Consider the following 14,525-nt stretch of genomic DNA (forward strand, 5'->3'; position numbering starts at 1 on the left):
AAAACCCCGAATCATGGGGCTTTTTTTAAGTGTCCATGATTCGGGGTACAGTTCAAAGTAATCTAGGAGGGTTCTTTTAGTAATAGGCTTCGATATGTTTTTTATTGCTAACTTAACAAACACTTGTATTCTAAAATAATGTGGTTTAAAAATGAAAAACAGAAGTTTTATGGAATTTTATGTTAAAATATAGATATCAGATGTTATTCAATTAAAGGGTTAGTTAAAGAAAGTTTAAATCTCTTCCAAAGATAGAACTAATTTTTAGCATACAAATATTTAATTGGATCGGGGTGTTTAGATGAAAAAATTATATAAGTCCACTCAAGATAAACAAGTATCAGGTGTATTAGGTGGCTTAAGCGATAAGTATGGAATTGATGTAAGTATCCTTCGAATAGTAACTGCATTATCAGCCTTTTTTACTAGTGGATTTACGGTGTTACTTTATATAATAGCTGCAATTGTTTTGCCTACAGATAAAGATATTAAGAGATAAATGTATGAACTTAAATCTAATTCCACAATCGAGAACTCTGTTTTTTGTCTATTGAAAGTTTCCAAAGTAAAAGCAATAGTACGATTGTTATAAGACTGAAATGAACAAACGAAAAATCCTCATAAAACATTCGGAATATATCGAGAACGAAAATAATAACTTTTGAATTAAACGATGACTATTGATCGCTAACGAATCGATAAATAGTCGCCATTTTCTAAAAACTATATATAAATATATAGAAATATCCAGAAATTTTAAAAATATATGAAGGTATTTATAACAAGAAAAAACTTCATATTTTTTAGGGCCAGATTTTTTGGTAAGGCTAATGGATATTGTGAAAAAGTACACTTAAAATAAAGAATAAAGTTTAGGTCGATAAGATAAAATTATGAATTTGTATAAATAATCCATAATTTTCTTTATGAGTCATATTTGATATGTTAAAGAAAAGAGAGGGGAGGGAAATGAAATGAGAATTTTTGATGCACATTTTCATATTGTTGATTTTAATTTTCCGATTATTGAGAACCAAGGGTATTTTCCACCCAACTTTGTTGTAGAAGATTATCAGAATGAAACTCCTAATTTGAATGTAATTGGTGGAGCGATCGTATCTGGTTCTTTCCAAGGGTTTGATCAAGAATATTTATTAAAGGCACTAAAACAGTTGGGTTCAACATTTTGTGGCGTAACACAATTACCTTTTACAGTGACGGATGAAGAAATACTAAATTTAAATGAAAATGGGGTAAAAGCATTACGCTTTAATATTAAAAGAGGTGGTTCAGAAGATTTATCGAAGCTGGATTACTTTGCTAGAAGAGTTCATGATTTAGTAGGATGGCATAGTGAGCTTTATATGGATGCAATAGAGTTGCCCGAAATTGCATCCACTATAGAAAAGTTACCAGCTATATCAATTGACCATTTAGGGTTATCAGAAGAAGGTTTACCACATTTATTAAAACTAGTTGATAAAGGGGTACATGTGAAAGCTACTGGTTTTGGTCGTGTCGAATTAGATGTTGAGAATGCCTTAAAGTCGATTTATGAAGTTAACCCAGATGCACTTATGTTTGGAACAGATTTACCATCTACAAGAGCAAAAAGACCTTTTGAGTATGGAGATATCAAATTGATTCAACAGCTATTTGATGAACAAGCTACCGATAAAATCCTGTATACGAATGCTTTCAAATGGTATTTTGGGTAGCGTCAGGGGCTACATTTGAATTAACTGTATCCATATTTAGTAAAGAGTTTAATCCAACTATAATGTATTTAGAATGGGGTATTAAATGTTTGTTTTTATTATATTAGACGTGATATTACCAATATTAATATTGATTCTAATTGGTGCAATCTTACAAAGAAAGTTCCAATTTAACTTAAAGCAGCTATCTACACTTATTACTTATTGCTTGATGCCAGCGGCTGTATTTGTGAATATATATGATATTAGTATAGAAACAGGTTTGTTGCTCCAGATAATATACTATTTAATACTTTACAGTCTGAGTGTGATGATAGTAAGTCATTTCATTTCAAAAACATTAAGGTTAGAAAAAGGAGAAAGTGCAGCTCTAAAAAATAGCATTTCGTTAATGAATTCCGGTAATTATGGATTACCAGTAAGTCAATTGATTTTCAGTCACAATCCAGTGGGGGTTTCCATTCAGATTTTCATTGTGATTTTCCAGAATCTTTTAACTTATTCATACGGGATATATAACTTACTATCAGCAACAAAAACAATCGGAAGTATTATTCAATCATTTCTAAGACTGCCTGTATTTCATGCACTCATATTAGGGGTTCTCTTTCAATCTTTTACAATTCAAATACCTAATTCTATCTTTCTACCTCTTAATCAGCTTGCGAATAGTTTTGTTGCAATAGCACTCATATTGCTAGGAGCGCAATTATCCAACATTAAGCTTAATTTTTTCCATCGAGTCATAACATGGGCTTTAATTGGAAGATTATTGATGGGACCATTATTAGCACTTGCCATGATATACCTACTAAACATTGATGGTATTGTTGCACAATCATTATTTATTGCAAGTTCTTTTCCTACTTCAAGAAATACAGCAACTATTGCTATGGAGTATCAAATAGAGCCTGAACTACATGCACAAATCGTTTTATTTTCAACACTTTTCAGCATTATTACAGTAACTGTCGTTATTTATTTGTCATATATTTTGTTTTGAATATACGTGCAAAAACGGATAGACTTGAGGCGGTAAATGATGGACGGAAATCCCATCGATATGAGAAGAAAACAGTCTTTGATATATTGGGTGTCGTTTACAATTGTACCATGTCTGATAATCAAGCGGCTTAATTCAAAAAAGGAACCAAAACAAAAAGAACAAACGCTTCTAAAAAACGTTTGTCCAAAGGTAATTACTATTTTAGCTAAGAAATAGATTATTATTTGTGAGTACGAGAAAGCTTTTTTATAAGTTTAGGAAATATAGATGTTAGTTCCTGCTTCAAACGCTTTGTAAACGATGGATCCTTACCGGAAGTTGAAATCGTTACAATATATTCATCATTTCGGATGACACTAGGTGTGTGAAAGGATGATGCTGTGCCATCACTTACAACGTTAACCCATTGGAAATCATGTGCGGCTTGTTTGACCATCATATTGACATCATGTTGATTTGTAGCTGCATAAATAAGGTGAGCATCTTTAATATCATCATTACTAAAAGTTTTTTGCTTCCAAGTAATATAAGGAAGTTCCTTCATTTCCTCGCAAATCTCTGGGCTGATAACGGTGACAAAAGCGCCTGTATCTTTTAATCCAGATGCTTTCCGATATGCGATTTTACCACCACCAACTATAACAACTACTTTTTTATCTAAATTAAACATAAGAGGGCACATGTTATACATACACACATTCCTCCATTCGTTCTAATAATGTTAACTTCATATATGTATCAAACTGAAGACAGTTGCAAGTCGTGATGTGATCATATTTTTTTGTATGCAACTTAATTTTTTGAAGCAACAAACCGGTAAAGAGAAGGTAGGGCATGACATATACATGGGACGCAGTCGATGTTATCGTCTTGAGCTCAGCAGTAAAAGAGGGCGCTCCTTTCGTTAAAAAGGAGCACGATACTGGCATACCGAGTTTTCGTTCGACCGCTGCTCCGATTTGTTGTAACTCATGTATCGGCTGTGGATCACTACTGCCTCGTCCTACGAGTAAAACGCTACTATCTTGCTTTGGCATAGTTTCACGTATTCTTTTCACTACAAGTTCAACCATATGTGGATGCGTACTAAAAGGTGGTACAACTGAAAATGTTATTTGAGGATATTTCTTTTGTAGTTGCTCTATTTCAAAAGGAATATCACGTTTATAGTGAGCTGCTGCAAATAATAAAACAGGTACAATCATTATTTCAGTTGCACCCTCTAGTATTGCTTCTGTAACTGCATCCGAAATGGTAGGTGTCGTTAGTTCTAGAAAAGCTATTTTTTGACTCCTTTCGTTACGTTCTTTCATAACAGATTGAATAAAGTGAATGAATTGTTCATTACCTTCTCGCAGGTGACTACCGTGTCCAACATATACAATTCCTTTCATCGTACCACCAAATCTTTCTTCATAATCATGTCTTGTAATTGCTCATCTACATTATGAAAACCAACTTTATTCGCATAGTGTAACGTTGGAATGTCGGTATACGAGAAGGGAAGAGTAAGAATATCGATAAAGCCAAGTCGTTTTATTTCTGATAAAAATGTATCAAGTGAAGCACGGCCGTCAAACACAATGCTATCCCATGAGAACTCAGAAAGCATACGAGAATGAATTTCATCGAAGCGATGATCAATTGTATACTCATGAGTCATCATATAAGACCCAGCACCAATTTTTTCTTGAATAAAACCAATTCGATTAATATTTCTGCTTAAATAAATAGTTGTACCGGAAGAGAACTCTGCTTGTTTACTTAGTAGCCCATATTGCATAAGTTTTTCTTGAGTGGCAACGTTCATATACTGCAGTTTCGCCTGTAAGGAACGAATATCTTTCTGGTGTTTACTACATGATCGCATCAAGATTTCTACACTTTCATCTGAACAAAATACAAGGCGATCAACGTTAAAAATTTCATTGATTTGTTCAGATGTTAATGTGTATTCTTCCCTTTTGAAAGTTGGAATTTGATATGTTTCTGCACCGCATTCTTGTAACTTTTGCTTCATGAAACTGGTTTTATTTGTTGCGGATGCAAATAAAACTTTTTTACCATGCAATGGTTTACGTTCTTTCCAAGCGATTTGATCCCGTAAGGAAACGACATCACCAACAATTGTCATAGAAGGGTTAGAAATATTTTCGTTTTTGACGATAGGAACAATGGTTGAAAGTGTTCCTGTGACAACGCGCTGTTTTCCAGTTGTACCCCATTCAATGACTGCTACTGGCGTATCGTCTTTTTTTCCTGCTTGTAGTAAGTTTTCGCAAATTGTAGGTAAGTTTTTTATACCCATGTAGTAGGCAATTGTGTCGCTATTGTGGGATGAATTATATTTTCCATGATCGGTTAAAGGACCTTTTGCATGCCCAGTTAGTAAAGTAACGCTATTACTGTAGTTGCGGTGGGTGAGGGGGATACCTGCATAGCTACTAGCGGCGATGCTAGATGTAATACCTGGTACAATTTCATATGGAATGTCCGCTGCTGCTAAAGTTTCTGCTTCTTCACCAACACGGCCAAAAATAGATGGATCTCCGCCCTTTAAGCGGACAACGATTTTTCCTTCTTGTGCAAATTGAAGGAGATGAGCGTTAATCATTTCTTGTCTCATAGTATGATTCTTTGGCATTTTTCCGCAATAAATAAATTCACATGTTTCTTTTGAATAATTAAGAAAGAAAGGGTTTAATAAACGGTCATATAAAACGATATCTGCACGCTTTAAGCAATCTATCGCTTTCTTTGTAATAAGCCCTTCATCACCTGGTCCTGCACCAACTAAATATACATATCCGTTCATAATCGCACCTCATCATTTTTTATTTAAAAGGAAGCCAGAGGAGGCTTCCTTTCGTAAATTACATGTTTATCCCGCTATTTGCCGGGCAGTAAGACCCCTACCTCAAAATTCAGCGAAAGCAAAATAGTTAGGTGGGGATCAACTGTCCGTAAAAGCCCGATTGGTGAGGGCTAATAATCAGCGGGGGATGAACCAATCCCCGCTGATTAAAGTTTCACTTTATATAAATGTCACCGTCAATAACTTCTACTTCGTACGTTTGAATACAACCGTCATCCGGTTTTTGGACTTCACCTGTTAGTAATGAAATTTTCCAATCATGTAGTGGGCAAAAGACGAATTCCCCAGATACAATTCCTTCCGCTAACGGTCCGTTTTTATGAGGACAACGATTTTCTACAGCTCGAATATCGCCATTTGAAAGGCGGAATAGGGCGATAGACATACCTTTCATTTGTACCTCTTTACCAATTTGAATAGGAAGGTCTTCCGCACGCATAACTTTTATTTTTTCTTTCGTTTGTATCATATAGATCACAGCTCCTTATTTCACAGTTTCTACTTCATACATCGCTTTTAAAGACTTCGTTTCTAGTGCTTGTCCCCAAGCTTCCGTATATGTGCTACGAGCTGTTTGGAAACGTTCATTTAGCGTAGTAATCATACTTGCATCTTGTAGTATTTCTTTTATGTGATCGAAGCCTAAACGTTCTGTCCAGTAGGCAGTACGCTCTCCGTAAATACCAGTTTCACGATAATACTGCATGTAAGCTGTAGCGATGCGAAGGACATCGTCTTCAGTAGGGACGATCATTACAAAATCAGCTTCACGTACTTCCGTACCACCATTTCCGCCGATATACAGTTGGAATCCATTTTCAACACACACAACGCCGAAATCTTTCGTCAGTACTTCCGCACAGTTACGTGGACAACCCGTTACACCCATTTTCATTTTATGAGGTGTATCTACCATTTCTAATGACTGTTCAAGGAGCATACCAAGTCCTAAAGAATCTTTCGTACCGAAACGACAGAAGCGAGAACCAACACATGATTTTACATTACGAAGCGATTTTGAGTACGCATATCCAGAAGTCATATTTAAGTCAGCCCATACGTTAGGTAAATCTTGTTTCTTAACACCATATAAGCCGATTCGGCTCGCACCTGTAATTTTCACAAGAGGAACGTCATATTTTTTTGCGACTTCAGCAATTTTCATTAAATCATCTGCGGTTGTAACGCCTCCGTACATACGTGGAATAACAGAGAATGTACCATCATGCTGGATGTTACCATTCATTCTTTCATTAACGTAACGGGATGATTTATCATCTACATATTCTTCCGGAATCGCCATACGTAAATAGTAATTTAAAGCAGGACGACATTTCGAACAGCCGTCTTCATGTGCAAAACCGAGTACATTTCGTACTTCTTTTGGCGATTTTAAACCTTTCTCGTGAATGGCGGCTACGACTTCGTCACGTGATAAAGTTGTACATCCGCACATACCAGCAGACTGCGCAGAAGCATCAAAAGCATCTCCGAGTGTATGAGCTAGAACTTGTTCCACAAGCGGACGACATTTACCACAAGACCCTGCGGCTTTCGTGCATCCTTTAACTTCTTCAAAAGTAGTTAACTCTTGTTCTAAAATGGCATGAACGATTGTACCTTTCGTAACGCCATTACATCCACAAATTGTGTCATCCGCACTCATTGTAGCAACGTCAAGTTCACTTTCTTCACCAGCTTTGTGAAGAAGGGAAGCGGCTGTATATTCTTGTATATCTTCTTCTTTCTTTAACATGCTAAAGAGGCGTGTACCATCAGTTGCATCACCATATAAAACGATACCGACGACTTTATTGTCACGAATTAATACTTTTTTATAGGAACGTTTACATTCATCAAAGATTGAAATTGCTTTCGTTTGATCATCTTCATAAATTTGACCAGCAGAGAATAAATCACAACCTGCAACTTTTAACTGTGTACCGACGATGCTGCCCGTATATCCATTAGTTTGTAAATTCGTTATATGTTTTGCTAATATTGCGCCTTGTTCATAAAGAGGGGCAACAAGTCCATATGCGATACCGTCATGTTCTGCACATTCTCCAACTGCATAAATGGATTCATCATTTGTTAGCATATAGTCATTGACTACAATGCCGCGATTTACAAGTAAACTAGCATCTTTTGCTATTTGAGTATTTGGGCGTATTCCAACAGCCATCACGATTAAATTACAATCTACAACTTCACCATCTTCAAATTGAATGCCCTCAACATGGTCTGTACCAAGAATCTTTACAGTTTTCTTTTCCATTAGAAACTTCATGCCTTGCGCTTCTAAATCTTCACGCAATAGGGAAGCTGCTTTCGTATCTAGTTGTTGCTCCATTAAGCTAGGCATTAAATGAACAACATGTACGTCCATTCCTAAGTCAATAAGACCTCTTGCGGCTTCTAAACCGAGTAATCCACCACCAATGACAACGGCCTTTTTCTTTTCTTTAGCGGTATCCATCATAAATTGTGTATCTTCAATTGTTCGAAATCCTGTTACACCAGGAAGGGTGGAACCTTCAACTGGTAAAATAAAAGCACTAGAACCTGTTGCGATAATGAGTTTGTCGTATGTAAGAGTACGATTCTTTTCTGTAATAATGATTTTTTCTTCTCGGTTAATACTTTGAACTCTCTCGTTTGTATATAAAGTTATTTCGTTTTCTTCGTACCAACTATATTCATTCATAATGATATCTTGCATATTTGTTTTGCCTTGTAGAACATGAGAGAGCATAATGCGATTGTAGTTTGGATGTGGTTCATCTCCAAAAATAGTAATCTCATATGAATCACTATCATGTTTTAATATTTCTTCCATACAGCGTATGCCAGCCATACCATTCCCGATCATAACTAAACGTTTTTTCATATTCATTTCCCTTTCTATGTGAAAAGTTGAACAAAGAATTATATTTCCATTATAGAAAATTAAAAAAGGGGGAGATGTGATATTTATCACATTTTTATAATGATTCACAAATTGTTAAAATTCGGATTTATGTGAAGGGAGAAGCGAAAGGGAATATGGTTATATGGGTAGAGGAGAAGTGTAAATATTTTTTACACAATGAAAAAGCAGGACAGGAGCATTTATACTCATGTCCTGCACTTTATTTATGCTCTTGAAATTGCACGCGGAAATAAAATATTATTTTCTAAATGAATATGCTCAAATAAATCAGATTCAATGGCTTCAAGGCGCTGGTAAACAAGGCGATAAGTGCCGCAAGCTTCTTCTGGTGGAGTAAAGTCATTTGTCACCTTACGAAGTTCTTTAATAATATTGCCAGCGTGGTTATGTTCATTTTCGAGCGCATCTACTACTTTACGTAACTTTGCATAGTTTTCATTAGTTGGATTTTGTTCGAATTCTAAAATTAATGGGAAATCTTCCGTTTCTTCTTTAATTAAATGTTGTTCTAATTCCATTTTAAGTTCATGAAATAGTTTATGAATTTGAGCTAAATGAGGCTGACTTACCCCATGAACGCGTAATACTTTCGTCACATATGGACTTAACTGTGGCAACTCTGCATTTAAATAGCGATGATGCTTATTTACAACATAATCAATCAATTCTTGATAAGAAGCATTTTTCCAATCAATTTCAGATTCGTTTAATAGTTTTGTTTTATGATAAAGCGTATTTAACTCTGTAATTACCTCTGTTGCCGATAAATTTCTTTCATTAATTGCATCAATAAGTGGTCTACTACCACCACAACAAAAATCTATTCTATATGATTTAAAAAGATCACTAGCTTTCGGAAATTGTGTAACAATCTCACCGATAATTGAAGTTTCAGTAAATGTATGTTTCATATGAATGCCTCCATAAAGTTTAAATGTAATATCTAAATTAAGAATAGCGTTAAATTAAAATCAATGTGGTGATTTAAATCACTTATTATGTGTCATTTTTGAGAATAATAAAATGAGTTTTATAAAAGGGAGAGGGAGGGTAATTCGTCGCAATAGTTTCTGATAATAAAAAAAGAAGCTTACTAGAAGCTTCTTTTTTACTACTATTTTTCACATGCAACTCCATCGCCATCACGATCAAGTTTAGAGCTATAACCTGGTTGATCTCTATATAATGGAGCTTTTCCAGCGTTTTTAACTTCAGTACAATTTTTGTAAGTTACATTACTATTGTTACTTGCAGCTGGTTGTGTTTGAGCTTGCTGTACTTTTTGCTGATCCTCTTGTTGTTTGCGAGCTTGTTCATCAGCCTGGCGTTTTTGCTCTTCTTGTTGTTTACGAGCTTGTTCATCAGCCTGGCGTTTTTGCTCTTCTTGTTGTTTACGAGCCTGTTCATCAGCTAGACGTTTTTGCTCTTCTTGTTGTTTACGAGCCTGTTCATCAGCTAGACGTTTTTGCTCTTCTTGTTGTTTACGAGCCTGTTCATCAGCTAGACGTTTTTGCTCTTCTTGTTGTTTACGAGCCTGTTCATCAGCTAGACGTTTTTGCTCTTCTTGTTGTTTACGAGCCTGTTCATCAGCTAGACGTTTTTGCTCTTCTTGTTGTTTACGAGCTTGTTCATCAGCTAGACGTTTTTGCTCTTCTTGTTGTTTACGAGCTTGTTCATCAGCTAGACGTTTTTGCTCTTCTTGTTGTTTACGAGCTTGTTCATCAGCTAGACGCTTTTCATCTTCTTGCTTAAGAGCTTGTTCTTCCGCTTCTTTCTTTTCTAATTCTTTTTTCTTCTCGCTCTCTTTTTGTTCTGCATTGTTAGAAGCAACTTTTTTACTAGTGGCTGCCGTCTTTTCAGAAGAAGGAGCTGAAATACTTGATAATGCAACAAAAATGACAAATAAAATAGCAGTGATAATAAATTGTTTTTTTGCTACACCTGTCTTTTTAATTACGGATAAGATTGCTAGAACAAGGAAAAAAATAAATAAAATTAAACTTAAAGTAGCAAAAAAATCGATGACTGGGTGTTCAGATTTTGTAGTGCCCATTCCTATTAAGTGAATTGAAATCATAAAAAGAATAACAGTAGGACGACCATATTGTTTTGTTTTTCCAGTTTTCTTAAAGAATGAAATGATACATAAGATTAAAAGAATAAAAGCTATAAAAAATAAAGCTACACCAATATTACTCAAAACTGCCATTTTCATACCTCCATTTGTAAGATTTTCTCTATTGATTATATAGGGACTTATTGGATATTACACGTTTTATATTAATTTAGAAAATTAATATTTTTAATAGATGTATAAACGTTTATTTCGTATATAAGGGAAAATAGATATATTTACTATTACATTTTGAAAGAGATTTCATAAATTATAGTATATCGATTGAAAGGAGGAGATTTGAATGGAATTTCAATTATTAGTGAATTGCGTGTTACAAGAAGGGAATGCTTACTTTTTAGTAACAAAAGTAGACGATGTTATTACGTTGAAAGTGCCAATTACAGCAGGAGTAGCAGGTTTATTCTTAGCTTTAGGTGTACCAAGATGTTCTTAATTTAGCTTTTGATAGTAAAAGGATGAGGGACAAGCCTTCCCCTTTTACTATTACATAATTTTTTTATGTAAACTAAATAAGACTTTTTAAGTTTTTTAATATTATTTTTGCCATAGCACGTTTAAAACGGACATGCATATACTATAATGTTTCATTGGCCTTTGATGATGAACGATAGTTTTAAAAAGTGTATCGAAAGTAGAAGTGATATTCTTTTCAATAATGAAAATAGAAGAGGTGCTAGTATATATGAAAAGACGAACGTATGATATTCCAGTCGTATTACGAAGAGAATGGTTTTTAATAGAATTAGCGCATTTAACAAAAAAATATGGGATTGAAATAGCAACTAGTAAAATAGAAGATGCACCATTTCTAAGAGATCAAGTTACAGAATTCAAAATAGGAGCGGGTTTGCAATACGATAAATATGATGATGAGTACATCATCGAGTTTTAAACAAAGAAGCTGCGTATAAAAGGTTATTAAAGAGACCTTTTATACGCAGTTTTTTTTGTAAAGAGAAAGCTTTATTGAGAAATATTCAAAACGCTTATTGTAAAAAGGAATGAAGAAATGTTGAGAGAATAACGTTTGATAAGAAAGAAATGCGGCTATTAATTTCTTATTATATTGTAACGTAAAAGTAATTGATTAAATGGAATTTAAAACAATTGGTGTTCAACGGAATGGCAGCGTTTTCTTTCAGGAGAAAAAGGGGGATGTTAATGGGAATTATGAAAAGGAGTATCGCATTATTTATTGTACTTTGTTTTATGAGTCCGCTGGTTTTTAGTGCAAATGTACACGCGGAGGTTGTAACAGAGCTTAAGACTGGCTTTCCAGATCAAGAAGTATTTACTCCTGGAGAATGGTTTTTAGGTCAGAAACCTGCTAATTATGATGAGAATAAAACACCAATTCTCTTTGTACAAGGAAGAAATGGTAATGCGGATAGTTGGTATGGAAAGACAGTATATCATGAGATGAATGATATGTACGATTATGCTTTGAAAGCAGGCTATCAAACTGTATTTATTCAATTATATGATGCCGCGGGCAAAGGATCAGCTAGCCAATGGGACAATGGAAAATTGTTAGCACAAAAGCTTGAAGAGATTTATAATCATTTTGGCAAAAAAGTAAATATTGTAGCTCACAGTAAAGGTGGTATTGATACACAAGCTGCGTTAGTTGGATATGGAGCGAATCGATTTGTTGGAAATGTTATTACTCTTGCCACTCCGCATTACGGATCCAATTTAGCGGATTTATCATATAGTTGGTGGGCAGGATGGCTTGCCTCTATATTAGGTCAAAAAGATGATGGGACATATTCATTGCAAATAGGTGAAATGGCAAAGTTTCGTTCTACAATAGATAATAATCCTGCAGCTAAATTAAACCGTTACTATACGGCTACTGGGACAAGCTGGGGACCTGTTTTTTCAGCACTATCTATGGGCGGGTTGTATTTGTCATCATACGGTTCTAATGATGGATTGGTGAACGAATGGAGTGCTAAGTTACCATATGGAACACATTTATTTACAGATTCACGATTTGATCATGATAATATACGAAAAGGTTCAGCCGTTTTCGCACGAATTGAACCATATTTACGGACAGTAAATGTACCAGTACCAGCTTTATTAGCCCCGAGTAATAGTTCAGAGGATAAGGTAGAACAATTAAACACAACTTCTAATCAAGCTATTTTAGGAGGAGAGTTGTCACAAAATGAGTGGGTAGGACAAACTGTCGCAGTTGATAAAAAAGCAGAAGGGGTAGTTTCTATTTTAACAGCTTCTTCAGATGTAGAAATACAACTAATATCTCCAAAAGGAAAAGTTTATACAAATAAAGATAGTGCTGTATCTACTGGTGAAGGTGAATCTCTCTTTAAAGGAGCCACTATAAGAACATTTAAATTTGATAAAATGGAAGCAGGAGAATGGCAAGTTAAAATGATGGCGAAGCAGCCGAAAGATGCATATTTAATCGTGACCGATTACAAAAAAGATGCTCAGTTCGTCCTTCAAATGCCGGCAAAGGTTAAAGTAAATAAAGCAGAGTATAAACTCAAAAAATCACCTGTAGCTCCAGAAATGAAAGGCGATCTTTCAGTAACAGTACGAGTAATTAATAAAGATGGAAAATTAGTTTCTGAATCAAATGAATCGAAAAACATTAATACAACTACATTTACAGGTGCTTTGAAAAATATAGAACAGCCAGGTGTATATAACGTTACAATTGATATGAAAGGAATGAATAAGGAAGGACAACCTTATAATCGTACGATAGTTAAATCGGTTTATGTGGAGAAGTAGGAAAGAATGAATCGGCTTTAATAAAAAAAGTGCCGAATTCTTGTGGAAGAAGGATTTCGGCACTTTTTCATGTTTATTAGATGAATAGAAAAGTGAAATAGGAGTTTATGTTCTATAAGAGGACGATAGGAATCAAAAAAACGTTATGCAATAAAAAAGATGCTGAATTAGCATCTGAATGTGAGGGAATAGTATTAACTTAGTTTTGTAACTGTTAATTCAACTGAATTTATACCATTATCACAAGTTACAATACTTTGATGATTGAAACCACTATTATTTCTAAGTTGAAGAGTTGAATTAGCAGGCACCGTAACAATAGTTTCGCCAACTAGTTGAAGGCATTCGTTATTTGATGAAGTATTCATTTGAAAAGCGAAATCACCTTGACTATTAGCAAGTGGATTATTATTTAAAAATATAGTGATGACTGGAATATGGGGAAATACAGGATTTAACGTAGTGTTAATACTTGAAATGAAAGAAATTCTATAATCACCAGCTTTACTAAATTGTATAGTAGTCGGATTTAATAAGGAAACTCCTCCTGCCAAAGGGCCAACGTGATTAAACGGAAAAGAACCGCCAAAAGGAACAGTTATAAACTCAGTTTGCCAAAAAGTGCCGTAAGCAGGCTTAGATGATTTATGTGAATGGTCGCATGAACATTTTTTATACGAACTGGAAGATTGATGGCACGAACATTTTTTATATGAACTAGAAGAAGAGTGGCATGAAGATCTTTTATATGAACTTGAAGAATGATAGTATGAACCCAATATATTACCTCCTATTATTAATAAATGTATAACACATAGTAGTTTATGCAATCGAAAAGCAATTGGCGTGTATACTTGTCCATATATAAGGTAATAGATTTGGGATAAAAAGCTGGCATAATATAAAGTGCTCTAATGAGGAGATATAGTTTTCAAAAAAATGGAGTTAGAATATTCTATGTAATGAATTTTGGAGAAGAAAAAGGATGAATATTTAGCAGATAACTCTATCCAAGGTTTTAAAATGTTGAAGTATTTAAACTTTAAGATAGTATATCGCCAAAGTAAAGAAGAGAAGTATTTAAAGGACAG

14 protein-coding genes are annotated in these 14,525 nt (G+C 34.6%); 6 read left to right on the plus strand and 8 right to left on the minus strand.

The window, feature by feature from the left end; all coding sequences use genetic code 11:
* The first annotated feature begins 301 nt into the window (after positions 1-301).
* From CQ058_RS26145 to CQ058_RS26155, 3 genes are all read left to right on the plus strand, one after another.
* Complete coding sequence (locus CQ058_RS26145) at positions 302-499, plus strand: PspC domain-containing protein (RefSeq protein ID WP_000737853.1); 198 nt, start codon at positions 302-304, stop codon at positions 497-499.
* A 475-nt stretch (positions 500-974) separates the two neighbouring features.
* Positions 975-1,718 carry an amidohydrolase family protein gene (locus CQ058_RS26150; RefSeq protein WP_002127101.1) on the plus strand — a complete coding sequence of 248 codons (744 nt, stop codon included), beginning with the start codon at positions 975-977 and terminating at the stop codon, positions 1,716-1,718.
* Positions 1,719-1,803: 85 nt separating this feature from the next.
* Entirely contained in the window at positions 1,804-2,721 is a 918-nt protein-coding gene (locus CQ058_RS26155) for an AEC family transporter (protein WP_060749855.1), read from the plus strand.
* 223 nt (positions 2,722-2,944) lie between these two features.
* On the opposite strand, the gene CQ058_RS26160 is transcribed toward CQ058_RS26155, so the two are convergent.
* The 7 genes from CQ058_RS26160 to CQ058_RS26190 all read right to left on the minus strand — a co-directional run bounded on the left by CQ058_RS26160 (position 2,945) and on the right by CQ058_RS26190 (position 10,740).
* Positions 2,945-3,415 carry a precorrin-2 dehydrogenase gene (locus CQ058_RS26160; RefSeq protein WP_105590048.1) on the minus strand — a complete coding sequence of 157 codons (471 nt, stop codon included), beginning with the start codon at positions 3,413-3,415 and terminating at the stop codon, positions 2,945-2,947.
* On the minus strand, positions 3,408-4,118 hold the full coding sequence (locus tag CQ058_RS26165) for a sirohydrochlorin chelatase (protein ID WP_105590049.1): 711 nt from the start codon (positions 4,116-4,118) through the stop codon (positions 3,408-3,410). The genes CQ058_RS26160 and CQ058_RS26165 overlap by 8 nt, the downstream gene beginning before the upstream one ends.
* Positions 4,115-5,539 carry a uroporphyrin-III C-methyltransferase gene (locus CQ058_RS26170; protein ID WP_105590050.1) on the minus strand — a complete coding sequence of 475 codons (1,425 nt, stop codon included), beginning with the start codon at positions 5,537-5,539 and terminating at the stop codon, positions 4,115-4,117. Before CQ058_RS26170 ends, CQ058_RS26165 begins: the two co-directional genes overlap by 4 nt.
* A 214-nt stretch (positions 5,540-5,753) precedes the next feature.
* Positions 5,754-6,068: a nitrite reductase small subunit NirD gene (gene nirD / locus CQ058_RS26175; protein ID WP_002127109.1), complete on the minus strand. Its 315-nt coding sequence runs from the start codon at positions 6,066-6,068 to the stop codon at positions 5,754-5,756.
* A 15-nt stretch (positions 6,069-6,083) separates the two neighbouring features.
* Positions 6,084-8,489 (minus strand): NADPH-nitrite reductase large subunit, encoded by a 2,406-nt coding sequence (gene nirB / locus CQ058_RS26180; protein ID WP_088265721.1) that lies wholly within the window; start codon positions 8,487-8,489, stop codon positions 6,084-6,086.
* A 245-nt stretch (positions 8,490-8,734) separates the two neighbouring features.
* Positions 8,735-9,442: an iron-sulfur cluster repair di-iron protein gene (gene ric, locus CQ058_RS26185; protein ID WP_105590051.1), complete on the minus strand. Its 708-nt coding sequence runs from the start codon at positions 9,440-9,442 to the stop codon at positions 8,735-8,737.
* Positions 9,443-9,645: 203 nt separating this feature from the next.
* Complete coding sequence (locus CQ058_RS26190) at positions 9,646-10,740, minus strand: excalibur calcium-binding domain-containing protein (RefSeq protein WP_105590052.1); 1,095 nt, start codon at positions 10,738-10,740, stop codon at positions 9,646-9,648.
* Positions 10,741-10,948: 208 nt separating this feature from the next.
* On the opposite strand from CQ058_RS26190, the gene exsG reads away from it, so the two are divergent.
* From exsG to CQ058_RS26205, 3 genes are all read left to right on the plus strand, one after another.
* The gene (exsG, locus tag CQ058_RS26195; protein ID WP_000395676.1) at positions 10,949-11,101 is read left to right on the plus strand and encodes an exosporium protein ExsG; all 153 of its coding nucleotides are present in this window, start codon (positions 10,949-10,951) and stop codon (positions 11,099-11,101) included.
* A 249-nt stretch (positions 11,102-11,350) separates the two neighbouring features.
* On the plus strand, positions 11,351-11,560 hold the full coding sequence (locus tag CQ058_RS26200; RefSeq protein WP_002085943.1) for a hypothetical protein: 210 nt from the start codon (positions 11,351-11,353) through the stop codon (positions 11,558-11,560).
* Between the two features lie 263 nt (positions 11,561-11,823).
* Entirely contained in the window at positions 11,824-13,434 is a 1,611-nt protein-coding gene (locus tag CQ058_RS26205) for a lipase family alpha/beta hydrolase (protein ID WP_002127122.1), read from the plus strand.
* 194 nt (positions 13,435-13,628) lie between these two features.
* On the opposite strand, the gene CQ058_RS26210 is transcribed toward CQ058_RS26205, so the two are convergent.
* Positions 13,629-14,213: a hypothetical protein gene (locus CQ058_RS26210; protein WP_002127124.1), complete on the minus strand. Its 585-nt coding sequence runs from the start codon at positions 14,211-14,213 to the stop codon at positions 13,629-13,631.
* Positions 14,214-14,525 lie beyond the last annotated feature (312 nt).

It is taken from the genome of Bacillus sp. MYb56 (genome assembly GCF_002976445.1).
GTDB classification, from domain to species: domain Bacteria; phylum Bacillota; class Bacilli; order Bacillales; family Bacillaceae_G; genus Bacillus_A; species Bacillus_A mycoides.

Excerpts from the sequence above, each read along its gene's own strand:
- CQ058_RS26190 (WP_105590052.1), bottom strand. The coding sequence starts at position 10,740 with ATGGCAGTTTTGAGTAATATTGGTGTAGCTTTATTTTTTATAGCTTTT.
- CQ058_RS26145 (WP_000737853.1), top strand. The coding sequence starts at position 302 with ATGAAAAAATTATATAAGTCCACTCAAGATAAACAAGTATCAGGTGTA.
- exsG (WP_000395676.1), top strand. The coding sequence starts at position 10,949 with ATGGAATTTCAATTATTAGTGAATTGCGTGTTACAAGAAGGGAATGCT.
- nirB (WP_088265721.1), bottom strand. The coding sequence starts at position 8,489 with ATGAAAAAACGTTTAGTTATGATCGGGAATGGTATGGCTGGCATACGC.
- CQ058_RS26155 (WP_060749855.1), top strand. The coding sequence starts at position 1,804 with ATGTTTGTTTTTATTATATTAGACGTGATATTACCAATATTAATATTG.
- CQ058_RS26200 (WP_002085943.1), top strand. The coding sequence starts at position 11,351 with ATGAAAAGACGAACGTATGATATTCCAGTCGTATTACGAAGAGAATGG.
- ric (WP_105590051.1), bottom strand. The coding sequence starts at position 9,442 with ATGAAACATACATTTACTGAAACTTCAATTATCGGTGAGATTGTTACA.
- CQ058_RS26160 (WP_105590048.1), bottom strand. The coding sequence starts at position 3,415 with ATGTATAACATGTGCCCTCTTATGTTTAATTTAGATAAAAAAGTAGTT.
- CQ058_RS26150 (WP_002127101.1), top strand. The coding sequence starts at position 975 with ATGAGAATTTTTGATGCACATTTTCATATTGTTGATTTTAATTTTCCG.
- CQ058_RS26165 (WP_105590049.1), bottom strand. The coding sequence starts at position 4,118 with ATGAAAGGAATTGTATATGTTGGACACGGTAGTCACCTGCGAGAAGGT.
- nirD (WP_002127109.1), bottom strand. The coding sequence starts at position 6,068 with ATGATACAAACGAAAGAAAAAATAAAAGTTATGCGTGCGGAAGACCTT.
- CQ058_RS26170 (WP_105590050.1), bottom strand. The coding sequence starts at position 5,539 with ATGAACGGATATGTATATTTAGTTGGTGCAGGACCAGGTGATGAAGGG.
- CQ058_RS26205 (WP_002127122.1), top strand. The coding sequence starts at position 11,824 with ATGTTAATGGGAATTATGAAAAGGAGTATCGCATTATTTATTGTACTT.